23 protein-coding genes are annotated in these 22,197 nt (G+C 37.8%); all 23 read right to left on the reverse strand.

Annotation, left to right across the window (positions count from 1 at the left end):
• Positions 1–28: 28 nt before the first annotated feature.
• Complete coding sequence (locus tag IGJ41_RS10755; protein ID WP_002356560.1) at positions 29–265, reverse strand: DUF1146 family protein; 237 nt, start codon at positions 263–265, stop codon at positions 29–31.
• A 188-nt stretch (positions 266–453) separates the two neighbouring features.
• Positions 454–873: a F0F1 ATP synthase subunit epsilon gene (locus IGJ41_RS10760; RefSeq protein WP_002356559.1), complete on the reverse strand. Its 420-nt coding sequence runs from the start codon at positions 871–873 to the stop codon at positions 454–456.
• 16 nt (positions 874–889) lie between these two features.
• Positions 890–2,296: a F0F1 ATP synthase subunit beta gene (atpD, locus tag IGJ41_RS10765; RefSeq protein WP_002356558.1), complete on the reverse strand. Its 1,407-nt coding sequence runs from the start codon at positions 2,294–2,296 to the stop codon at positions 890–892.
• A 73-nt stretch (positions 2,297–2,369) separates the two neighbouring features.
• On the reverse strand, positions 2,370–3,278 hold the full coding sequence (locus tag IGJ41_RS10770; RefSeq protein ID WP_002359606.1) for a F0F1 ATP synthase subunit gamma: 909 nt from the start codon (positions 3,276–3,278) through the stop codon (positions 2,370–2,372).
• Positions 3,279–3,293: 15 nt separating this feature from the next.
• On the reverse strand, positions 3,294–4,850 hold the full coding sequence (gene atpA, locus IGJ41_RS10775) for a F0F1 ATP synthase subunit alpha (protein ID WP_002356555.1): 1,557 nt from the start codon (positions 4,848–4,850) through the stop codon (positions 3,294–3,296).
• Positions 4,851–4,878: 28 nt separating this feature from the next.
• Entirely contained in the window at positions 4,879–5,421 is a 543-nt protein-coding gene (gene atpH, locus IGJ41_RS10780; protein WP_002356554.1) for an ATP synthase F1 subunit delta, read from the reverse strand.
• Complete coding sequence (atpF, locus tag IGJ41_RS10785; RefSeq protein ID WP_002362573.1) at positions 5,408–5,938, reverse strand: F0F1 ATP synthase subunit B; 531 nt, start codon at positions 5,936–5,938, stop codon at positions 5,408–5,410. Before atpF ends, atpH begins: the two co-directional genes overlap by 14 nt.
• Positions 5,939–6,075: 137 nt before the next feature.
• On the reverse strand, positions 6,076–6,297 hold the full coding sequence (gene atpE / locus IGJ41_RS10790; protein WP_002356552.1) for an ATP synthase F0 subunit C: 222 nt from the start codon (positions 6,295–6,297) through the stop codon (positions 6,076–6,078).
• A gap of 48 nt (positions 6,298–6,345) precedes the next feature.
• Positions 6,346–7,065 carry a F0F1 ATP synthase subunit A gene (gene atpB, locus IGJ41_RS10795; protein WP_002356551.1) on the reverse strand — a complete coding sequence of 240 codons (720 nt, stop codon included), beginning with the start codon at positions 7,063–7,065 and terminating at the stop codon, positions 6,346–6,348.
• Between the two features lie 302 nt (positions 7,066–7,367).
• Positions 7,368–7,832, reverse strand: a complete 465-nt coding sequence (gene smpB / locus IGJ41_RS10800; protein ID WP_002356550.1) for an SsrA-binding protein SmpB — start codon at positions 7,830–7,832, stop codon at positions 7,368–7,370.
• Positions 7,833–7,844: 12 nt separating this feature from the next.
• Positions 7,845–10,214, reverse strand: a complete 2,370-nt coding sequence (rnr, locus tag IGJ41_RS10805) for a ribonuclease R (RefSeq protein ID WP_002356549.1) — start codon at positions 10,212–10,214, stop codon at positions 7,845–7,847.
• Positions 10,214–10,987, reverse strand: a complete 774-nt coding sequence (locus tag IGJ41_RS10810; protein ID WP_002384145.1) for an alpha/beta hydrolase — start codon at positions 10,985–10,987, stop codon at positions 10,214–10,216. The genes rnr and IGJ41_RS10810 overlap by 1 nt, the downstream gene beginning before the upstream one ends.
• A 145-nt stretch (positions 10,988–11,132) precedes the next feature.
• On the reverse strand, positions 11,133–11,369 hold the full coding sequence (gene secG, locus IGJ41_RS10815; protein ID WP_002356546.1) for a preprotein translocase subunit SecG: 237 nt from the start codon (positions 11,367–11,369) through the stop codon (positions 11,133–11,135).
• A 167-nt stretch (positions 11,370–11,536) separates the two neighbouring features.
• Positions 11,537–11,812 carry a GNAT family N-acetyltransferase gene (locus IGJ41_RS10820; RefSeq protein WP_002356545.1) on the reverse strand — a complete coding sequence of 92 codons (276 nt, stop codon included), beginning with the start codon at positions 11,810–11,812 and terminating at the stop codon, positions 11,537–11,539.
• Entirely contained in the window at positions 11,802–12,086 is a 285-nt protein-coding gene (locus tag IGJ41_RS10825) for a (4Fe-4S)-binding protein (protein ID WP_002356543.1), read from the reverse strand. Before IGJ41_RS10825 ends, IGJ41_RS10820 begins: the two co-directional genes overlap by 11 nt.
• A 91-nt stretch (positions 12,087–12,177) precedes the next feature.
• Positions 12,178–14,007, reverse strand: a complete 1,830-nt coding sequence (locus IGJ41_RS10830) for a heavy metal translocating P-type ATPase (RefSeq protein ID WP_002398821.1) — start codon at positions 14,005–14,007, stop codon at positions 12,178–12,180.
• A 168-nt stretch (positions 14,008–14,175) separates the two neighbouring features.
• Positions 14,176–15,003 (reverse strand): ammonia-dependent NAD(+) synthetase, encoded by an 828-nt coding sequence (nadE, locus tag IGJ41_RS10835; protein ID WP_002381489.1) that lies wholly within the window; start codon positions 15,001–15,003, stop codon positions 14,176–14,178.
• A 2-nt stretch (positions 15,004–15,005) separates the two neighbouring features.
• Positions 15,006–16,490: a nicotinate phosphoribosyltransferase gene (locus tag IGJ41_RS10840; protein ID WP_002381488.1), complete on the reverse strand. Its 1,485-nt coding sequence runs from the start codon at positions 16,488–16,490 to the stop codon at positions 15,006–15,008.
• A gap of 77 nt (positions 16,491–16,567) precedes the next feature.
• The gene (locus tag IGJ41_RS10845) at positions 16,568–16,978 is read right to left on the reverse strand and encodes a GtrA family protein (protein WP_002356537.1); all 411 of its coding nucleotides are present in this window, start codon (positions 16,976–16,978) and stop codon (positions 16,568–16,570) included.
• A gap of 218 nt (positions 16,979–17,196) precedes the next feature.
• Positions 17,197–18,744 carry a glucosaminidase domain-containing protein gene (locus IGJ41_RS10850; RefSeq protein ID WP_002400942.1) on the reverse strand — a complete coding sequence of 516 codons (1,548 nt, stop codon included), beginning with the start codon at positions 18,742–18,744 and terminating at the stop codon, positions 17,197–17,199.
• A gap of 16 nt (positions 18,745–18,760) precedes the next feature.
• Complete coding sequence (locus IGJ41_RS10855; protein WP_002400944.1) at positions 18,761–19,471, reverse strand: hypothetical protein; 711 nt, start codon at positions 19,469–19,471, stop codon at positions 18,761–18,763.
• Positions 19,472–19,494: 23 nt separating this feature from the next.
• Positions 19,495–20,214 (reverse strand): response regulator transcription factor, encoded by a 720-nt coding sequence (locus IGJ41_RS10860; protein WP_002356534.1) that lies wholly within the window; start codon positions 20,212–20,214, stop codon positions 19,495–19,497.
• A 301-nt stretch (positions 20,215–20,515) separates the two neighbouring features.
• On the reverse strand, positions 20,516–22,141 hold the full coding sequence (gene groL / locus IGJ41_RS10865) for a chaperonin GroEL (protein ID WP_002362559.1): 1,626 nt from the start codon (positions 22,139–22,141) through the stop codon (positions 20,516–20,518).
• Between the last annotated feature and the right edge of the window lie 56 nt (positions 22,142–22,197).

Consider the following 22,197-nt stretch of genomic DNA (forward strand, 5'->3'; position numbering starts at 1 on the left):
AATTGTACCTTTTTTTATTTTTCAATTTTTAAGGAAAATACACAATGAAAAGATTTCGACAAAGCGCAATCAATTCTAAAGCAAACGAGCTAACTGTGTATCCGATAGCGATGGCGAAAAATACCATCAGCATTCTAATTTGCGGTGTAAATTGGGTTTTGAAAAATTGCTCAATACGCAATGATTGCAACGCCCAAAAACTTATGTAAATGAACATAAGATGACTAACGATTCGAACAATAGCATCTACTCCATAGTATTGCATAAGGAGCCTCCTTTTTTCTAACGTAGGAACATTTTATCACAAAATAATAAAAACCGATAATTAATCCACTTGAAATGCCAAAATTTGACACTATTTATTAAAAAATACGAAGAAATAGAGTTTAAGGCACCTGACTCAATAGCAAGCGCCTTAAACTCTACAAAAGTGACTGAATCCTTCAGCCTTTTTTACCCATGTTTCGATACGTTGATCCGGTTGATTGCACGATGCAAAGCAACAGTCGCACGACGTAGTTGATCGCGGTCGTCTTTTGCTTTGGCTTCTTCAATTAAACGTTCTGCTCGTTGTTTTGCTCGTTCAGCACGAGGTACATCGATATCTCGTTCACGTTCGGCACTATCGGCAATAATAGAAACGACATTATCACGGACTTCCATGATACCACCATTTACAGCTACCCAGTCAACATGTGTATCTGAATCGGTCCGTTTGATGCGGACTTCATCAATCGCTAGCGGAACGATGATTGGCGCATGTTTTGGTAAAATACCAATTTCACCATCTGTTGTTTTCGCCACAACGATTTTTGCATGGTGGTCATAAACTAGACCATTAGGCGTTACTACATTCACAGTAAGACTATCCATTGTGTTTGCCGCCTTTCTAGTAGTTTAATTGTTTCGCTTTTTCGATGGCATCTTCAATTTTACCGACACTCCGGAAGGCTTCTTCTGGCAGATTGTCATGTTTACCTTCAAGAATTTCTTTAAAGCCACGAACTGTTTCCGCAACTGGTACATAAGAACCAGGTTGACCTGTAAATTGTTCAGCAACGTTAAAGTTTTGAGATAAGAAGAATTGAACACGGCGTGCGCGACCAACAAGTACTTTTTCGTCATCTGATAATTCGTCCATCCCTAAAATAGCGATGATATCTTGTAATTCACGGTAACGTTGTAAAATATGTTGCACTTCGGTAGCCACTTCGTAGTGTTCTTCTCCAACAATTTCAGGAGCCAAGGCACTAGAAGATGAAGCTAACGGATCTACCGCTGGATAAATCCCTTGTTCGGTTAATTTACGTTCCAAGTTAGTTGTTGCATCCAAATGGGCAAACGCTGTTGCTGGCGCTGGATCGGTATAGTCATCGGCTGGAACATAGATTGCTTGAATAGAGGTAATTGATCCTTTTTTCGTTGAAGTAATCCGTTCTTGTAATTGTCCCATTTCAGTCGCTAAGGTTGGTTGATAACCAACGGCTGACGGCATCCGACCTAAAAGGGCAGAAACTTCTGAACCGGCTTGGGTGAAACGGAAAATGTTATCAATAAATAATAGCACGTCTTGTCCTTCCACATCACGGAAATATTCAGCAATCGTTAACCCAGTTAAGGCCACACGCATCCGTGCACCTGGTGGTTCGTTCATTTGACCAAAAACCATGGCTGTTTTTTCAATAACGCCTGAATCTTTCATTTCATAGTACAGGTCGTTCCCTTCACGTGTCCGTTCACCAACACCAGTAAAGACGGAAATCCCTCCATGTTCTTGGGCAATATTATGAATTAATTCTTGAATTAAGACGGTTTTACCAACACCGGCACCACCGAAAAGTCCGACTTTACCACCTTTTAGATAAGGTGCTAATAAGTCAATAACTTTAATCCCTGTTTCTAAAATTTCATTACTGGTACTTAATTCATCAAATGCTGGCGCTTTTTTATGAATCCCACTACGTTCAGCATCTGCAGGGAATGGTGCTTCTAAGTCAATTGTGTCTCCTAAAACGTTAAACACACGACCCAATGTATCTTTACCAACAGGAACTGAAATTGATTTTCCTGTATCGATAACTTCCATTCCACGTTGTAAACCATCTGTCGATTCCATAGCGATAGAACGAATCACTCCATCACCTAGTTCTAAAGCGACTTCAAGTACTACTTTTTGTTTTGCTTCGCCATTTTTATAAACGACTAAAGCGTTGTTAATATCGGGTAAGGATTGATCTAATGAAAATTCCACGTCAACAACGGGACCGATTACTTGAACAATCTTTCCTGAACTCATAATTTCTTTCCTCCAGTCTTCATAAAGTCACACGCTTTGAACGTTTTTATAAACGTTCAAACGTAAGACTAGATTATTCTAGTGCAGCTGCACCAGCAACAATTTCTGTAATTTCTTGGGTAATCGCCCCTTGACGAGCACGGTTATAAGAAATTGTTAAATCGCTAATAATATTTTGCGCATTGTCAGTGGCTGTTTTCATGGCGGTCATCCCAGCAGCATGTTCTGCTGTTTTCGCATCAATGATCGCCCCATAAATTAAGCTTTCTGCATATTGTGGTAATAATTGATCCAAGATTGCTTCAGGTGAAGGCTCTAAAAGATATTCTTGTTCGTAAGAGGTCGCCTCTGATGGATCTAAATCAGTAATTGGCAACATTTTTTCCACACGAAACTGACTCGTTAGTGAGTTAACGTGGTGATTATAACAAACATACAATTCATCAAACACTTCGTTTTGGTACATAGTCGTTGCCGTTGTCACAATCTTACGGACTTCTTCAAACGTTGGTTGATCCGTTAAGCCTCTTAGCTCATAGGAAACATCGATTCCGCGTGCTTTAAAGAAATCCGCCCCTGTACCACCAATGGCGATTAAGGCATATTCTTTATTAGAATCATGGTCTTCTTGAATCATACTCATGGTTTGTTTTAAGATTGAGCTATTGTAGCCACCAACTAACCCTTTGTCAGAAGTGATAACGATATAGCCTGTTTTTTTGACAGGTCGTTGTGCTAACATCACATGATAGTTCCCTTCACTAAGAGAAGATTGTTCTGTTTCACGTAATTCACTTAACTGAGCAGCTACTAAATGCGTAACGACACTACGAATTTTTGAAGAATATTCTTGAAAGCTTTTAGAGGCGCCTTCTGACTTGGTCAATTTGGCTGCAGAAACCATTTGCATCGCTTTGGTAATTTGGCTTGTCTTTTTTGTTGATGCAATGCGTTGTTTGATTTCGTTTAATGAAGCACCCAATGTCGCTCACCTCTCTTATGCGTTATCGATTTTTTCTAAAGCTTCTTTGGCTGAATCTCCGCTATTGTTTGCCGCTGCAAACATTTCAGAAAACTCTGTAATCGCTGCATCTAATGCATCAGTATCTGGTAAGTCTTTCGTAGTACGAATGGTTTCCAATAAGTCTGCATGTTTGCCATCAAAATAATCGAATAAATCTTGTTCAAAGTGTAAAATTTTATCTACGCTCACGCTATCTAAAAAGCCGTGTGTTAACGCATATAAAATTAAGACTTGTTTTTCTACAGGCAGTGGCGCATGTAGTTTTTGTTTTAAAATTTCTACCGTACGACGACCACGGTTTAATTTAGCTTGTGTTGCCGCATCTAAATCAGAACCAAATTGTGTAAAGGCTTCTAACTCACGGTAACTAGCTAAGTCTAAACGAAGCGTTCCGGCAACTTTTTTCATTGCTTTGATTTGCGCTGATCCTCCGACACGAGAAACAGATAACCCAGCATCAACGGCTGGACGAGTGCCTGCATAGAACAAGTCGCTTTCTAAGAAAATTTGTCCATCAGTGATTGAAATAACGTTTGTTGGAATATAAGCAGAAATATCGCCTGCTTGTGTTTCAACGAATGGTAAGGCTGTCATTGAACCGCCACCTAATTCATCACTTAATTTAGCTGCACGTTCTAATAAACGTGAGTGTAAATAGAAGACATCCCCTGGATAAGCTTCACGACCTGGTGGACGGCGTAATAGTAGAGAAAGTTCACGATAAGCCACGGCTTGTTTTGATAAGTCATCAAAAATTATTAAGACATGTTTGCCGTTATACATGAATTCTTCACCCATTGCAGTTCCTGCATACGGTGCAATGTAAAGTAATGGTGCTGGTTGTGAAGCCCCTGCAGTCACAACGATTGTATAATCTAAGGCACCAAATTTACGAAGTGTCTCTACTTGGTTACGAACAGTAGATTCTTTTTGACCAATCGCTACATAAATACAAATTACATCTTGTCCTTTTTGGTTAATAATTGTATCAATTGCAATCGATGTTTTCCCTGTTTTACGGTCTCCAATAACTAATTCCCGTTGTCCACGACCAATTGGTACGAGGGCATCAATGGCTTTTAAGCCAGTTTGCATTGGTTCAGCAACAGATTGACGTTGCATAACACCGGGAGCTGTTGCTTCCACAGGACGTGTTTTGTCTGTTTTAATTTCGCCTAAACCATCTAATGGTTGACCTAATGGATTAACAACACGGCCAATCAAAGCTTCCCCAACGGGTACTTCCATGATTTTGCCTGTGCGTTGTACTTTATCTCCTTCACGAATGGTTTCAAAATCGCCAAGGATAATAATCCCTACATCATTTGTTTCTAAGTTTTGTGCCATTCCGTATGAACCGTTTGAAAATTCAACAAGTTCTCCACTCATGGCATTTTCTAAACCGTGGGCGCGGGCAATTCCGTCACCGACGTAAGTGACTGTTCCAACTTCTTCAACAGCAAGCTGTTGTTGATAGTTTTCGATTTGTTCTTTAATCAAGGCACTGATTTCTTCTGCTTTGATAGCCATTCAATTCACCTCTTTGTAGTCCTAAAGATTATTTTAATAACTTCTGCTGCATATGTTCTAATTGTTTGCGGATGCTGCCATCGATTACTTGATGGTTTGCTTCAATAACCACTCCGCCGACAATTGACGGGTCAATTAAATTGACTAAATGCGCTTGTTCATACCCTAATAATTGGGCAGCTTTTTCTTCCATTGCTTGATGTTGTTCTTTTGATAAAGGAATGGCTGTTGTCACTGAACCCAAAATTAGTCCTTGGTGCTCATCATAACGTCGTTCATATTCATCAATCATCAAGAGCAGATCGTACATGCGACGATATTCGTAAACCACTCGCAAAAAGTTTTGCATCATTTCACTAAAACCTGTTACTAGTTTTTCCATGATGCTGTCTTTTTCATAAGGCTCTAAGCGATCATCACTTAAAATATCGCCAATACCAGGTACTTGGTGATAGACTTCGCGAAGCGTCAATAATTCTTGATAAATTGCTTCAGCTTGGTTCTTTTCAACTGCCAACTCAAACAAAGCCTTGCCGTAGCGTTTACCAACTGTATATTTATCTAGTTTCATTTGCTTTACCTAAACTTTCAATATAAGAATCAATCAATGCTTCATGTGCATCTGGTGTTAATTCTTTATTTAAAATTTTGGCTGCAATTTGAAGAGAAAGATCTGCCACTTCATTTTTTACTGAAGACAATGCTTCTTCACGTTCTTGAGAAATATCTGTCCGAGCTTTTTCGCGTAAGCGAGTAACTTCCGCAGTTGTTTCTTTTAATGTTTTTTGGCGAGTCTGTTCTCCACTTTCTTTCGCGTTTTTAATAATTTCAGCTGCTTCTGATCTGGAAGAAAGTAATTGTTGTTGACGTTCTTTTTCCATTTTCGCTGCTGCTACGCGAGATTGTTCTGCAGAGTCTAAATCGTTGGCAATTTTTTCTTCACGTTGTGTCAAAATATCTACGATTGCTCCCCATGCATATTTCTTTAATAAGAGCATCAAGATTAAAAATGCACCACTGACAACAATCATCGTGCCTAGTGTGGTACTAGGAGCCGTTTCACCGACTACCAATATAGTAAGTAGCATGAAGTCTCAACTTCCTTTCTTGCAAAAATCGATTTAGCTTCTTCAACTGCTTTATCACTAGCTATTGAAAAGGCTAAAGATAGAAGAAAGCAGTGACGGTCCCGATAATAATCAGCGTCCTGCCTCCATTTTATTGCTTATCTGAATAAAAGTAATAAAGAAACAACGACACCTAAAATTGGCACAGCTTCGATTAAAGCGACCCCGATAAACATTGTTGTTCTTAATTGACCAGACATTTCTGGTTGACGAGTCATTGACTCGATTGTTTTTGAAATAACTTGTCCGTTACCGATAGCGGCTCCGATAGCTGAACCGAAAATTGCAATTGCTGCTGCGATAAAATTTAATCCTTCCATTGTGTAAAATCCTCCTAAAAGATAATTTTTGTCCTTCGTATTTCTTGATTATTCTTCTGTTTCAATTTTGTGTGACATATAAACCATTGAAAGTGTCACAAAGATAAACGCTTGGATACATCCAATAAAGATTGAGAATGCTACCCAAATCATTTCTAGCGGAATTGCTAGTGGGATAACCCATAATCCGACGCTTGCTACGGTTCCAGCAATTAAGCCCAATAGAACTTCGCCGGCAAAAATGTTTCCGTACAAACGCAAGCCTAATGTTAATAGATTCGTGAATTCTTCCATTAATTTTACCGGTAGTAAGAAACCAACGGGTCTTAAATAACTATTAACTAGATAGCCTTTAAAACCAAAGCGTTTCATACCAAAGAAGTGTGTTAAGACAATCATCATCATCGCTAACGTTAAGGTTACGATTGGATCGGCGGTTGGACTTTTCCAAACGCTGAGATCGTCGCCCACAACGATTTTTGTAACGAGACCCAAGATGTTTGAAACAAGTACAAACATGAACAGGGTAAACGCCATTAAATGAAAATTGCTCACTTCTTTACGAGGTAAATTGTCTGTAATGATTCCACGAATAAAATCCACTAACCATTCGATGACCGTTTGTTTGCCTTTAGGTCGTAGCTTCATATTTCTCGTACAAGCATAGACAAAGGCGAAAACAATGATACACGTCAACAGCACCATCAAAACAATGGTTCCATCAAACCAAATTGGTCCGATATTGAAGAGTAATTTCTTCTCTTCCAAATCAATTCACCTCTTTTCCAACAATCTTTCAGAAGTTTCATCCTACTCCTGAGTGATAATCCCTGGCAAAGCTATCGTACCACCACTTGTTGATAATTTACAAATAGTTTACTTTTAAAATTTCATGTGTTGAAAATTGGTTGGAAAACCTTTTCCATAAACCAATCTAATGCAGGGTGGTACTGCTTTCCGAAGCGATTAAAAAATGAATCATTTACATTCATTTACTCAACACTTACCAGATTTTACACCTAATCCGAAGAAAGGCAAGCAAATATGCGAAAAAGAATAAATTTACATTTTTAACGTCGGTTATTTTTTAATGTTCGACTGATTTGTCGGTCAACTTCCTTACGTTTCAAGTCTTCACGCTTGTCGTACTGCTTTTTCCCTTTAGCTAAACCAATCAAAACTTTGGCATAGCCGTCTTTAATATAGACCTTCAAAGGTACTAATGTGATACCTGTATTTTTGGTTTCGCCGATTAACTTATTAATTTGTTTTTTGTGTAATAATAATTTTCTGGTACGTAATGGGTCATGATTAAAAATATTGCCCTGTTCATATGGACTAATATGAACATTATACAAAAAGGCTTCTCCGTTTCGAATTCGTGCAAAACCATCTTTTAAATTGATACGACCATTTCGAATAGATTTGATTTCTGTTCCTTGTAAAACAAGACCTGCTTCAACCGTATCGATAATTGAATAATCATGTCTAGCTTTGCGGTTTTGTGCGATTAATTTTCCTTCCCCTTTTGGCATAAGCGACCTCCTCTACTTCTTCTTTTTTCCTTTTTTATTTTTTTGTTTCATTGCTTCTTTATAAAAAGGTTGTTTTTTGCCTTTGCCTTTTTTCTTATTTTTCTTTTTCTTACCATCAAATGATTCATCTTTTTTATTTCTTCGTTGATTATTTGAACGAGTTGAAGAATTGGCTTTACCTTTTTTACGTCCTTTTGGTCCTTCTACTGGCGCAACTTCTTCAGCTGAAATCAATTCAAAATCAACTTCTCTTGTTTCTGGATCAGCTTTTTCAACACGGATTTGAACTTTCTGACCAATTTTCAAAGTCATTCCCGTCCGTTCACCAACTAACGCCATATGATTTTCAATAAAGTGGAAATAATCTTGTTTTAAGTTGTTCACGTGAATCAAGCCTTCTATTGTATTAGGCAGTTCCACAAAGATACCAAATTTTGTGACTGAGCTGATAATCCCGTCATACGTTTCTCCCACTTTATCTACCATAAATTCGGCTTTCTTCATGGCGTCCACTTCACGCTCTGCATCAACTGCGCGACGTTCCATACTTGAACTATGATTGGCAATTTCTGGTAATGCTTCGTTCCATTTTTCTTGATTTTTTTCAGATTGATCTTGGCTATAGCTGCGAATCAAACGATGCACAATTAAATCTGGATAACGACGTATTGGTGAAGTGAAATGCGTATAATATTCAGCAGCCAACCCATAGTGTCCGTAGTTGTCTTCTGAGTATTTCGCTTGTTGCATACTTCTTAGCAACATCGTATTGATAACCACTTCTTCCGGCTTATTTTCAACTTGCTCTAAAACTTTTTGTAAATCTTTCGGTGAAATGTTTTCTTTTGTTCCTTTAACAAGAATGCCAAGTACTGCAGCAAAGTCAAAGAAACGTTGCATTTTTTCTTCTTTTGGTTGTTCATGAATCCGATAAATGAATGGCAGTTTTAAGTCATGATAATGACGCGCCACAGTTTCATTCGCTGCCAACATAAAGGATTCAATTAATCGTTCACCCACGCCACGCGTGCGTAAAAGAATATCTTGGGGATGACCATTTTCATCAACTAGGACTTTGGCTTCACGATCTTCAAAAGAAATCGCACCACGGCGCATACGCATCTCTTCTAATATATGGTGCAGCTCGCCCATCTCTTTAAACATGGGAACTAGCTCTTTGTAGCGTTCTAACGTTTCAGGTTTTTGCTCTTCTAAAATTTCATTGACTGCTGTATAGGTCATTCGCTCCGTTGTTTGGATTACACTTTGGAAAATTTCATGCGAAATAACTTCTCCTTCTGGTGTAATTTCCATCTCACAACTCATGGTTAAACGTGGAACATGTGGGTTTAGCGAACAAATCCCATTTGATAATCGCTGCGGAATCATTGGCACAACTCGGTCTGTCAAATAGACACTTGTGCCACGTTCATACGCTTCCATATCCAATTGACTTCCTTCAGTTACATAATAAGAAACATCTGCAATATGCACCCCTAAAAAGAAATTGCCATTTGCTAACTTTTGTACCGTTACTGCATCATCTAAATCTTTCGCATCTTCTCCATCAATCGTCACAATCAACTGATCACGTAAATCCCGACGACCGACTAAATCGCTTTCTGCAATAGTTTCTGGTACTTGGTCCGCTTCAGCCAAAACTTCATCAGGAAATGCTGTGGGAATTCCATGAGCCACCACGATTGATAAAATATCCATTCCTGGATCATTTTTATGACCAATCACTTGTTTGACTAGTCCTTCCATACTCGTTGGATATTCTTGATCTGGATAATAGGTAATTTCAGCAATGACAATGCTACCATCTACTGGCTTAATCCCTTCAGGTGCAATTGATACAGTATACTGATTCAATTTCTTATCTTTGGGAATCATGTAGCCATACAGTCCCATTTCTGCCATTTCTTCTTCACTATATGCCACAAATTCTCCGACAACTTGGCTCACTGCTCGCTCTTTAATTTCTTTTACTTTACCTTCTGCGCCGCGATCTGAAAAAGGATCCGCATGTTGGATCACGTCGATTAAAACCGTGTCCCCATCCATTGCAAAGTTCGTTGCCTCTTTAGGAATGTAAACATCTGGTTCTTCAGGATCGATGGTCACGAAACCAAAGCCTCGTTCATTTGCACGAAACGTTCCTTCTATTAATAAGTCTTTCATTGGTAACAGGACTTTGCCTTTTTTGTTGAAACTAACTGACTTTTCTCGTTCCATTTGTGCAATGGTTTGCACTAAAATTTTAAAATCTGAACTTTTTTCTAAATTCAAGCCTTGTGCAATTTCTTCCATTGAAAAGCTTTTCTTTTTTTGGCTTTCCATGAAATGTAAAATTTGCTCTTTAATTGTTTGTTTTGTCATTATTTCTCCTCATTCCAAGGTAGTGTTGCTAAAAATTGCACCACATCTTGCTCTAATTGTTTGTGTTCTCCACTCACCGTAATGACATGTCCGCTGTTTGGGTACCATTGTAAGGTCACACGTGCTTGTGTTAGCGCTTGGGCCGTTTGATAGACGCCCATTGGCTCAATCATTTCATCTTTGCCAGCTTGCGCTAAGAAAAGAGGTGCGTGGATTTTGTTTAGTTTGTCAGCCGTCTGACTAGCAATCGTTTCAATCGCTCCTAATTGTTGTTTGACTCGTTGCTCAATCGATTGCAACCGGCTTTGTTGTTCCTCTGCAGGAACTTCTGCGATTTTCATCACATTTTCTGCGTATAATACGAAATTTTCTGGGACTTTATTTTCGACAGGGTAAATCGGTGAACAGAAAAATCCACCACCAATTAATCCTGTTAATTGTTCCGTTAATGCATGCATACTGAAAATCCCGCCCATTGATAAACCAAAAATGGCAATTTCTTGGTAACCTCTTTCTCTCAAAAAAGCGACTGCTTCTTGTGTATCTTGCCACCATTGTTCCGTTGTTTGATCTAAAATATCTTCAGGAACTAGCGTGCCATGTCCTGAAAAATTAGGCGAATAGACAGTATAATTTTCTTTTTCTAAACGTCTGCTTAACATCCGTACATCATTACTGCTGCCAGAATAAGCGTGTAATAAAAGGACCGCCCGTTTTCCTTTTTCTGAAAATAACGGCTTTGGTAAATTGATTTTTTTTGCCACTTCGCTCACCTCAGCTTCATTCTATCATATTCTCAAAAGAAAACCTTCCGAAATGATAAGTTTCAAAGACTTTTTCAGAAAGAAAAAGAACAGAAAAATAAGTGTCCGCACTCATCTCTCTGTTCTAAACTTGTCATTTTAAAAGATTACGTACTTATTTTGAAGATAAGAACGCCAAAACAAATAATAAAATCATCCAAATTGCGCCAAGAACTGCTGTTGAGCGTTGCATAACAGCTTCAAAACCGCGCGCTTTTTGCTTCCCAAATAATTTATCTGCACCGCCAGTGAAGGCACTTGCTGCACTGTTTTGTTTGCTTGGTTGCATCATAACAGTAATGACGATTAAAACAGATAAAATGATGACCAACGTTAAGATTAGATTATACATGCGTTAATTCTCCTTTTTATACAAATATGCGAAATTCATCTACTTTAATGTAGCATATTTTATCTGTAAACACCAGTGAAATTTAATGTCTTTCCCTATTTGTCTCTAATAGCAACAGCCGCAAGTAGGAATCAGATTTCTACTTGCGGCTGTTGCTAACTTCTTCTTTATTTTCTCAATACGTCTCCGTATTCAGGTTTAGTATCAAATTCTTTTTTGGCAAATGGACATAGCGGAATAATTTTTTTATGCTCTTTTCTCGCTTTTTCAACACCGGCTAAAACAAGTTTTTCAGCTAATTTTTGTCCACGATAAGTTGGATCAACAAACGTATGATCAATAATCATCATGCTTTCGCCAGCATCTGACCAAGTCATTTCACCAATTTCTTGGTTTTCATCGTTATATAGAGCAAAACGATTGTTTTCTTCTTTAATTTGCATATTCGTTCCCTGCTTTCCGAATATATTTTAGAGCACCACTTGGACATGAATCTACCACAATCATGTCATTTTCAACACTTCCGTTATCTGGAATAATCCATGGTTTCCGACCAACTTCAAAGACTTCTGGATTTCCACGAACACAATTACCAATATGTTCACAAATATCTTTATTATAAAAGATATCAATTCCTTCCCCAGTATATTTACGGTAGCCTTCTTTTAATAGTTGTTCTTCCGTGACTGGTTGCCCATCTATTTGGTTTCCTTTCATTGCACAATCTCTCCCCTGTAACTTATTAATATTAAAAACGTACCTTTATTTTACCACTAAGCTGGACATTCAGGCAATTAATTGTTCCACCTTACTGGCCAATTCGACGAGCACGCAAAGCAGATAAGATTGACACAGTGTCCACGACTTCTTGTAGCATAGCCCCGATTAGCGCCGGAATGATCCCGGTACTAGCAATTAGCATTAGTAAAACGCAGATAAAAATTCCGATTAATACAGATTGTTTGGCAATTTTCATGGTATCTTGGGCAATTTCGACCGCTTGACTGACTTTACTTAAGTCATCTTTTAAAATAACAACGTCAGCAGTTTCACTAGCCGCAGTAGCTCCATGAGCGCCCATAGCAATACCTACGTCTGCAGCGGCAAGCGAAGGTGCATCATTTACACCATCTCCTACCATGATGACTGGATGGTTTTCTTTGGGCAATTCTTTTAGAATAGTTAATTTATCTTGTGGTAAACATTCCCCATGTACTTCGGTAATTCCTACTTCTGCAGCAATCGTTTCTGCGACGGATTCTTGATCCCCCGTCAGCATTAAAATTCGTTGAAGATGTAATTGGTGTAATTTTTCCATAGTCTCTTTTGCTTCTGGACGTACAGTGTCTGTAAAAGTAATTCGGCCTAAATATGTGCCATTACGTGAAATATGAATAGTCGTTTTATCAATTTGTTCAGTTGCTTGAGACTCTTGTGTCACAAAATTCTTTTTACCTACCCGTATCTCAGCACCATCCACAAATGCCTTCACGCCAGCACCAGAAACTTCCGCTAGATCTGTAATATTTTTTAATGGGACATCTTGCTTTCTGGCATAAGCAACAATTGATCTAGCTAAAATATGACTTGATTCTTGTTCCACGCTTGCTGCCAATCCCACTAATTCAGCAGCAGTTATTCCAGCATTGATTGGTTGGACTTGATCAACAGAAAGTTGTCCTTGCGTAATCGTGCCTGTTTTATCAAACGCAATCGTTTTTGCAGAAGCTAATTTTTCGACCATCGTTCCCGATTTAATAACGACCCCATGACGACTTGAACGACCCATCCCTGCCACTAAAGCAATTGGGGCAGATAGAATTAAAGGACACGGCGAAGCAACAACTAAGACTTCCGCAAAACGTGTCGGACTTTTTGAAACAAACCAAGCAACACCTGCAATTAAGTAGGCAATTAGTGTAAAAGGTACCGCATAGCGGTCTGCTAAACGTACAAAATGAGCTGGACGCGCCGCAGATTCTTTCACTAAGTTCACAATTGTTTGATATTGACTGTCGGCTACAGTTTTTTCAGCAACCATTTTCAAAGAGCCATCACCATTCACGGAACCCGACATTAATTCATCCCCAGGATTTTTTTCAATTGGTTTTGATTCTCCTGTTAATGAAGATTCATCGACTGTTGATGTCCCGGTTTTTACCAAGCCATCAACTGGAACTAGTTCCCCTGGTTTTACTACTAATTCATCGCCAACATTGATTTCCTCAACAGAAACATCTTCTAAATTTTCGCCATTCAAGCGATGAGCTTTTTGTGGCGAGTTATCCAATAATGACTTCAGCTCTTGGTTAGCTTTTCCAGCGGCATAGTCTTCTAATGAATCACCACCAGTCAACATAATTAAAATCATCAAACTGGCCCAGTATTCTCCCACAGCTAAGGTTGCAACGATAGCGGTAATCGCTAAAATATCGACACCATATTTTCCTTCACGTAAGGTTTGAATCATTTCCCAGAACATCATTAACGCCATTACTGAACCTGTTATTAAAATAATGCCATACGCCCAATTCGGCTGATGTAAAATAAATTCAAATAATAATGCCAAAACTCCTGTTATAATTGTAATCCCCAATTTTGTTACATGCTTCATCTCTTTTTCTCTCCCATCATTCACTTTACATTATTGAGCGTACCTTTTCTGTTTTGAAAAAGAAAGTGAAAACGCCTAAATGAAAACGACTTTCATTATCATAGGATAGTTGCTGTAGCAACGTTTACTTTCTGAAAAGTAGTTATGTAAAAAAAACACAGACCATCGTTCATTCGCCGATGGTCTGTGTTTTTATTTCCAAAAATCATCAAAAATTGTAATGGGTAAATGCCGTTTGTGTTGTCCTTTTTTATACCAGTTTTCAATTGTTTGTTGATCTGTTTCCGAGACTTTTTTGCCTTCCAAATAGTCATCAATGGCATCATACGTGACACCTAAGGCAACTTCATCTGCAACTAACGGTTTGTCATCTTCTAGATCAGCTGTTGGTATTTTTAGATACAAGGCTTCTGGTGCCCCAAGTTCTTTCAGCAAAGCTTTTCCTTGGCGCTTATTTAAACGAAATAACGGTAAAATATCCGCTCCGCCATCGCCATATTTGGTGAAGAAAGCTGTCACATTTTCGGCTGCGTGGTCTGTGCCAATTACTGCGCCAGCATTTTCGCCAGCTACTGCATATTGTGTAATCATACGTTGACGTGCTTTCATGTTCCCTTTATTAAAATCGCTAATTTGAACACCAGCGTTTTCTAGCGAACCAACCATTGCATCCACTGCTGGTTTAATATCCACTCGTAAAGAAACATCTGGCTGGATAAAGGCTAGCGCGGCTTGTGCATCAGCTTCATCTGCTTGCTCACCGTATGGAAGGCGAATCGCAATAAATTGATACGACATATCTCCTGTTTCTTCGCGCATTTCAGTCATCGCTAATTGTGCTAAGCGACCAGCTAATGTTGAATCTTGTCCGCCACTAATTCCCAAGACAAAGTTTTTTAAAAAAGGATGTTTAGTTAAATAAGCTTTCAGAAAATCAATACTTTTACGAACTTCTTCTTTTGGATCAATTGTCGGTAAAACACCTAACTCTTGAATGATTTTTTCTTGAAGTGTTGTCATTTCTAGGCCTCCTTATTCACCGTTTCCGTTAAATGTTTAACGTCTTTACGCACTTTTTCCAATAAATTCATTTTGTGATTCCAACAATCTGTTGAAAGGTCCACTGGATATTTCTGCGGATTCAAGTCCCGCTTGTATTCTTCCCAAAGTGAATCTAAATTTTCTTTTGCATATTGTTTAATTTCATCTAAAGTTGGTAATTCGTACACACGTTTTCCTTCAACGAAAATATCTTGGAGTACTGGCCGTGCTTCAAAATCACGGACATACTTATTAATAAAGGTATGAACGGGATGGAACATATAAATTTCTTCTTCTTGGCGAGGATCTTCATTCCAAAGTGTCACATAGTCTCCTTCTGACTTTTTATCAGATTTACGTGTAATGCGCCAGACTTGTTTTTTCCCTGGTGTTGTCACTTTTTCAGCATTGCTAGATAGTTTAATGGTATCTTTCATTTGACCATCTTCACCTTCAATTGAAACTAATTTAAACACCGCTCCTAAAGCCGGTTGATCATAGGCGGTAATCAGCTTGGTGCCCACGCCCCATACATCAATTTTTGATTTTTGCATTTTTAGATTCAAAATCGTATTTTCATCTAAATCGTTCGATGCATAAATTTTTGCCTCAGTAAAGCCAGCTTCGTCCAGTTGTTCACGAACTCGTTTAGAAATATAAGCCATATCGCCACTATCAATTCGCACACCTAGAAAATTAATTTTATCCCCCATTTCTCGGGCTACTCGAATTGCGCTTGGCACTCCCGCTTTCAAAGTATCATACGTATCAACAAGGAAAACACAATCCCGATGTGTTTTGGCATACGCCATGAATGCATCATAATCATTTCCATACGACTGAACCAATGAATGAGCATGAGTCCCACTAACCGGAATACCAAAAATTTTACCAGCACGAACATTACTTGTCGCGTCCGCCCCACCAATATAGGCGGCTCTTGTGCCCCAAATGGCAGCATCTAATTCTTGTGCCCGGCGTGTTCCAAATTCCAATAAAGGATCATCGCCTATCACGGATTTAATTCGAGCCGCTTTTGTCGCAATTAATGTTTGGAAATTCACCATATTTAGCAAGGCAGTTTCTACCAATTGACATTGTGCCAAAGGACCTTCAATTTGAATTAACGGTTCGTTATTAAAAACCAAATCCCCTTCTAAAGCAGAGCGTACAGTACATTTAAATTCAAAATTTGCTAAATACGTCAAGAAATCTTCTGGATATTCTTCAACTTCTCGGAGATATGCAATATCAGATTCTGTAAACGTTAAATTTTCGAGATAATTGACTAAACGTTCTAAACCTGCAAAAATTGCGTAGCCATGATTAAAGGGCATCTCTCTAAAGTAACATTCAAAAACAGCATGTAAATCTGCTCTCCCTAATTCCCAGTATGTTTGCATCATATTGATTTGATACATATCTGTATGCAATGTCAAACTATCATCTGCATATGTATAGTCCATCGTTTTCTACCTCTATTCTTTGTATTAAAAACTTGTTTATATTATAACAAAAAAATTTTTTTTAGCCTAAAATCTGCTTAGACCTCTTTTTCTTTAAAAATGAAAAATTTACTGAAGAAATAATTTAAAATCACTACTACAACTTGTGTAATCATTTTCGCCCAAAACGATGAAAAATGAATGCCATCAATTAGGAGAATCATTAAACCCATATCAGCCACAAAAGATAAAATTCGGTACCAATAAAATAAGCCCATTTCTTTAAAAAAACCAGCTATGCTTTCATGCTTACTTGCGAATACCCAATATTTATTCGTGAAAAAGGCAAATAGAACAGATAAAAACCAACTAATTGTGTTACTTATCTTGTAATCCAGCCCTAACACATTTTGACAAACAAAAAACACAACTAAGTTGACGACCGTCGTTGCACCACCAAAAAATAAATAAGCCAGTACTTCTCGGTATTTACGAAATAATTCTTTCAATTTTCACGCATCCTTTCAACTAATCATTTTATCAAACTTCGGCAAGAAAACCTATCTATTTTGTGTAAAGACACAATTCTCTTGCTAATTTTACTATTTATTAAGTATTTATGAAGAACATAGTAAGAGTAGAGGAAAAGTTAATCCATGAATGAACTTACCCTCTACTCTTACTCTAATAATATATTGACTCTATCGACCAATAAGTTAAATCAGCATTAGTCCTTTAGCTTAGGAAGTGCTATCGTTTGTCCTTCGGTTAATACAGAATACGTTAAGTCATTTGCCTGCTTGAGGGCGGTTAAGGAATAGCCCGTTTTTTTTGCAATTTTTGCGAGTGTCTCTCCTCTTTTTACTTCATAATACTCAGTAGACTCTGTTTTTGAGTCATTCGCTGTACCATTTGATTGCTCTGCTGTTTCCAAAGCATTAGTCACCGATTTACTGATTATTAGTGATTGAAGTAACGCTTGTTCTTTCGGTTCTAGAGAAGTCGCCGCTGTATGCTGAGGAATCGTGATTTTTTGGCCAATATAAAACATTTCTTGAGTCTTTGAATTTTGTTTTAATATGGCTGTTGCTGACACACCAAACGTCTGGCTAATGGTGGCGAGAGAATCTCCTTTGCTTACTTCATAGATGACTGCTTCTTTTTTTAGCTGTTCTTTGACTGCTTCCTTATCAAACGAAGGTTTCTTTTCTTCTGCCAAATTAGTCACTACTGGTTTCTTCTTTTCTTGATCGTATTCAGTTAATTGATAGGTTTCAATCAACGCGTTTAATTTTTTATCGTAATATGTATCCGTTGCATAACGACCTGTTAAAAATTTTGTTGCCTGCTGATAATTCGTCGTGTTTGCTTTCAAAACACCGTGATAAAACGTCGGATTACCCGCCAGCCCATTGATAATTAATTTACTATAGTCTGTTAATGACTCTTTATAAGATGGATACTGACGAAAATCGGCATGAATGGTGGTCATCTTCCCTTTACCATCATCTTCTTGTGTGGGAAAGCTGACACTTTGACCATGGTAAGCGCCTTTAATGCCAAACAAATTATAATTTGGCGCCGCCGCTAACGCACTATTGCCCGAGCCACTTTCTAAAATAGCTTGAGCTATCATGACAGAAGCGTATAGATCATGTTGCTGACCAATAACTCGTGCTTCTTCACCAATTTTTCTAATAAACTCAGAAGTAGAAGCATTCCCTTGGACAACAAAATTTGCCTCGGCTTGTTGTTGAATTCCTGCTTGCTTTTCCTTTTCTTGACTATTGTCTATCTCTGAATGTACCAACGGCTCTTTGGTCTTTTCAGTTAATGTAGAATTTTGTGGTTCCTGATTATGAGGCGGCTTTTCAGTGAGTGCTTTACGCTCTTCAGACGCTGGTTGCTCACTTTGTAACGATTCGGTTAGTTTAGTACTAGCAATTGGCTTTTCTTGTGGCGGTAAACTATTTTCAGATTCTGAAGGTTCCACATTATTTTCCTGATGGTCACCGCTGTCATTTTGTGTTGAACTTTCTTGTTGTTCAGACGAACTTATTATTGTTTCGTTCAGCGTTGAAGAAGTAAGGGTTCCTTGATCTTGATTGGCTTGGTCCGCTCTTTTTTCTTCCAGCGATAGCTGTCGACTTTCGTCCCTCGTTTCGGTCTCTTCTTGAGCGATTAATGGTTCCGAATTGTAGTAACTGGCTCCCGCATAAATCCCTAAAATTCCAATACATACCAACTTCAAATATCTTGCCTTTCTTTTTTTCATCGCATTTCTCCTTCATTTACCTCTTTATTTCTGCTAATAACTGCTCTATCTGTTGGTACGTTCCTGTTGATTCATTCTTGATTGTCAGCATTTGTTCACAATAAGCTTGGTACTCTCTTGCCACTTGCTTCATGCGTGTTAAAGTTGCTAAACGTTGTTCCATTTCTTCATGAACTGTTGCAACTTGTTGTTTGGCTTGACTAATTGTTTCTTTTGCTTGACGTTTGGCTTCCAATAACACTTCGCCAATTTCTTTTTGAGAAAGCGTAACGGCTGTGTCTAAATTCTCTTCACTGGTCTGTCTCTGTTGCATCTTTTCTTCAGACAATTGTTTCTGTAAAGAAGTGATAGTTGTTTCTTTATCACTTAATGTTTCTTTAACATGTTTAAGTTGAACATCTTTTTCGACTACTTGTTTTTGTAATGCTTCCACTTCATTGGTTTGCATTAATAATTGCTCCGTTAGCTTTTTAATGGATTGCTGATATAGTTGATTTTCTTCTTCTAGTTTTTCAACAAAAGAAAATGACTCTTCTGACAGTTCAGTCGGCACTTGTTGCTGGACCTGTTTTACTTTTGCGGATTGCTCTTTTGCATAAACGAACTCGTCATCAAAGATTGCTTCTTCTGTTACCGTTGGTTGTGCTTTCATCGATTGTTCATTTTCAAAATCCGGCATCTTCTCATACTCCTCATCTTCATTGTTTTTAGTCAAAAATTGCCACATTTGTTTCTCCTCCTTCGTACCTTTTACACCGTTAACATATAGCCTTTTGAGCGAATTGTTTTGATATATTGTGGTTTGTTCACATCTTGTTCAATTTTTTTACGCAAATGGAAAATCACATTAGCGACACGATATTTTCGTTCATTCGCAGTATCTTTCCAGACATTTTTGTAGAGTTCTTCATATGTAATTGTTTGTCCTGCGTGTTTGTATAAATACTCTATTGTGAAAAATTCCAATTTTGTTAAAAGAATTTCTTCTCCACTTCCCAAGCAAACACTCAAATTTGGCGCAATTAAATACAATCTCTCAGAAAGATTCTTAGTAACTGTTTGTTCCTCGTTTGCAATAGCTAATTTAGGATAAAAACGTCTTTTTACACGTTGCAATAAATTACTCATGCTTAACATGCATTCTTGACGATCATAAGAATGATCAAAAACGCCATCTGCACCTAATTGTAAATAAATAATTCGATTGACTTTACTAATTACTTCTGTCCGAGAAAATAACCAAATCGGTAAATCTGACTGCTTGCGAATCGTCATTAATAACTCACAACAAGTATTTACTTGCTGGTGGTCAGTAACTTCAATCACTAATCCATCAATATGGTGCAAATGAAGAAGTATATTTGTTCCTTGGATGATCTGACATTCTACTTGATTACTAACAAACCAATTTTGACAGTATTCTTTTGTTTCAATTGTCAAAGGAACGACACCAATTGTATATTTTTCCATTTTTCCACCTCAATCTTCCTAATATTCCCCTTCAAAATATAATAATTTTTATTTATATTCTATTAATAAATAAAAATTACCAACTACTAGTTTTCAAAAAATGATTGTTATTACTAAATTTTATCGAATAAAAACAAGGCTGTCTAGCTAAAACGAAGCCTTTAAATTATCATCTTTTTTGTTAAATGAGTAAATATTTGAGAAAATACTATAAGCAAAGATATTATTTAGATTATTTATTCTTTATGTAAAAAAAGCTTACGATTTTTCAATCGTAAGCTTTTAGAATACTTTTTTATTTTTACATCATACCGCCCATGCCCATTGATGGATCCATCATAGGAGCTGGTGCAGCTGGTTCTGGTTTGTCTGCAACAACTGCTTCAGTTGTTAATAATAAAGCTGACACAGAAGCTGCATTTTGTAAGGCAGAACGAGTTACTTTTGTTGGGTCAACAATACCGGCTTCAACCATGTTTACCCATTCACCGTTAGCTGCATTGAATCCGATACCTAAGTCAACATTTTTTAGTTTGTCAACAATCACTGATCCTTCATAACCAGCATTTTCAGCGATTTGACGGATTGGTTCTTCTAATGCACGAACGACAATCTTGATCCCTGTTGCCACATCGCCTTCAGCTTCTAGCGCAGCGACTTTACCAATTACATTGACCAGTGCGGTACCACCACCAGAAACCATGCCTTCTTCTACAGCGGCACGTGTTGCGTTTAATGCATCTTCAATTCGTAATTTTAATTCTTTTAATTCTGTTTCAGTAGCAGCACCGACTTTAACGACAGCAACCCCGCCAGCTAATTTAGCTAAACGTTCTTGTAATTTTTCACGATCAAAATCAGACGTTGTTTCGCCGATTTGGTTTTTAATTAAATGAACGCGGGCATCAATGGCTTCTTTTGAACCAGCACCTTCAACAATTGTTGTGTTATCTTTGTCGACAACTACTTTGCTAGCATTTCCTAAGTTTTCAATAGTTGTGTCTTTTAATTCTAATCCTAAGTCGTCAGTGATTACTGTACCACCTGTTAAAATAGCAATATCTTCAAGCATCGCTTTGCGGCGGTCACCAAATCCTGGCGCTTTTACTGCGACAACATTAAATGTACCACGGATTTTGTTCAATACTAATGTTGGTAGAGCTTCCCCATCAACATCATCCGCAATGATCAATAGTGGACGGCTTTGTTGTAGAATTTGTTCTAATAAAGGTAAGATATCTTGAATATTTGAGATTTTTTTGTCGGTAATTAAGATATATGGATTTTCTAAAACAGCTTCCATTTTATCGTTGTCAGTAACCATGTATTGAGATAAATAACCGCGGTCGAATTGCATTCCTTCAACCACATCTAATTCTGTTTCAATCCCTTTTGATTCTTCAATGGTAATTACGCCGTCGTTACCAACTTTTTCCATTGCATCGGCAATTAATTGGCCGACTTTTTCAGAACCTGATGAAACAGCAGCGACTTGTGCAATCGCTTCTTTTGAATCAACTACAGATGAAATATTGTGTAATTCTTCTACTGCTGTTTTTGTTGCTAATTCAATCCCACGACGAATACCTAATGGGTTAGCTCCAGCAGTTACGTTTTTTAAGCCTTCACGAACAATGGCTTGTGTCAAAACAGTCGCTGTTGTTGTTCCGTCACCAGCAATATCATTCGTTTTAGAAGCAACTTCTGAAACTAATTTTGCGCCCATGTTTTCAAAATGATCTTCTAATTCAATTTCCTTAGCAATTGTTACTCCATCGTTAGTAATCAATGGTGAACCAAATGATTTTTCTAAAACAACGTTACGACCTTTAGGGCCTAATGTCACTTTCACTGTATCTGCTAATACATCTACTCCGCGTAGCATTGCTGCACGTGCATCTTCTGCAAATTTAATCTCTTTTGCCATGATTTCTTCACCTCATAATTTTTTTCTTCTATTATATTATTCTGTAAAAGTTGTTT

It is taken from the genome of Enterococcus sp. DIV1537a, assembly GCF_051712085.1.
Lineage (GTDB): Bacteria > Bacillota > Bacilli > Lactobacillales > Enterococcaceae > Enterococcus > Enterococcus faecalis.

Excerpts from the sequence above, each read along its gene's own strand:
- IGJ41_RS10850 (WP_002400942.1), bottom strand. The coding sequence starts at position 18,744 with ATGAAAAAAAGAAAGGCAAGATATTTGAAGTTGGTATGTATTGGAATT.
- atpA (WP_002356555.1), bottom strand. The coding sequence starts at position 4,850 with ATGGCTATCAAAGCAGAAGAAATCAGTGCCTTGATTAAAGAACAAATC.
- groL (WP_002362559.1), bottom strand. The coding sequence starts at position 22,141 with ATGGCAAAAGAGATTAAATTTGCAGAAGATGCACGTGCAGCAATGCTA.
- atpF (WP_002362573.1), bottom strand. The coding sequence starts at position 5,938 with ATGCTACTTACTATATTGGTAGTCGGTGAAACGGCTCCTAGTACCACA.
- rnr (WP_002356549.1), bottom strand. The coding sequence starts at position 10,214 with ATGACAAAACAAACAATTAAAGAGCAAATTTTACATTTCATGGAAAGC.
- smpB (WP_002356550.1), bottom strand. The coding sequence starts at position 7,832 with ATGCCAAAAGGGGAAGGAAAATTAATCGCACAAAACCGCAAAGCTAGA.
- secG (WP_002356546.1), bottom strand. The coding sequence starts at position 11,369 with ATGTATAATCTAATCTTAACGTTGGTCATCATTTTATCTGTTTTAATC.
- IGJ41_RS10840 (WP_002381488.1), bottom strand. The coding sequence starts at position 16,490 with ATGGACTATACATATGCAGATGATAGTTTGACATTGCATACAGATATG.
- IGJ41_RS10855 (WP_002400944.1), bottom strand. The coding sequence starts at position 19,471 with ATGTGGCAATTTTTGACTAAAAACAATGAAGATGAGGAGTATGAGAAG.
- IGJ41_RS10760 (WP_002356559.1), bottom strand. The coding sequence starts at position 873 with ATGGATAGTCTTACTGTGAATGTAGTAACGCCTAATGGTCTAGTTTAT.
- atpD (WP_002356558.1), bottom strand. The coding sequence starts at position 2,296 with ATGAGTTCAGGAAAGATTGTTCAAGTAATCGGTCCCGTTGTTGACGTG.
- atpH (WP_002356554.1), bottom strand. The coding sequence starts at position 5,421 with ATGAAACTAGATAAATATACAGTTGGTAAACGCTACGGCAAGGCTTTG.
- nadE (WP_002381489.1), bottom strand. The coding sequence starts at position 15,003 with ATGACAACACTTCAAGAAAAAATCATTCAAGAGTTAGGTGTTTTACCG.
- IGJ41_RS10820 (WP_002356545.1), bottom strand. The coding sequence starts at position 11,812 with ATGCAAATTAAAGAAGAAAACAATCGTTTTGCTCTATATAACGATGAA.
- IGJ41_RS10755 (WP_002356560.1), bottom strand. The coding sequence starts at position 265 with ATGCAATACTATGGAGTAGATGCTATTGTTCGAATCGTTAGTCATCTT.
- IGJ41_RS10860 (WP_002356534.1), bottom strand. The coding sequence starts at position 20,214 with ATGGAAAAATATACAATTGGTGTCGTTCCTTTGACAATTGAAACAAAA.
- IGJ41_RS10825 (WP_002356543.1), bottom strand. The coding sequence starts at position 12,086 with ATGAAAGGAAACCAAATAGATGGGCAACCAGTCACGGAAGAACAACTA.
- atpE (WP_002356552.1), bottom strand. The coding sequence starts at position 6,297 with ATGGAAGGATTAAATTTTATCGCAGCAGCAATTGCAATTTTCGGTTCA.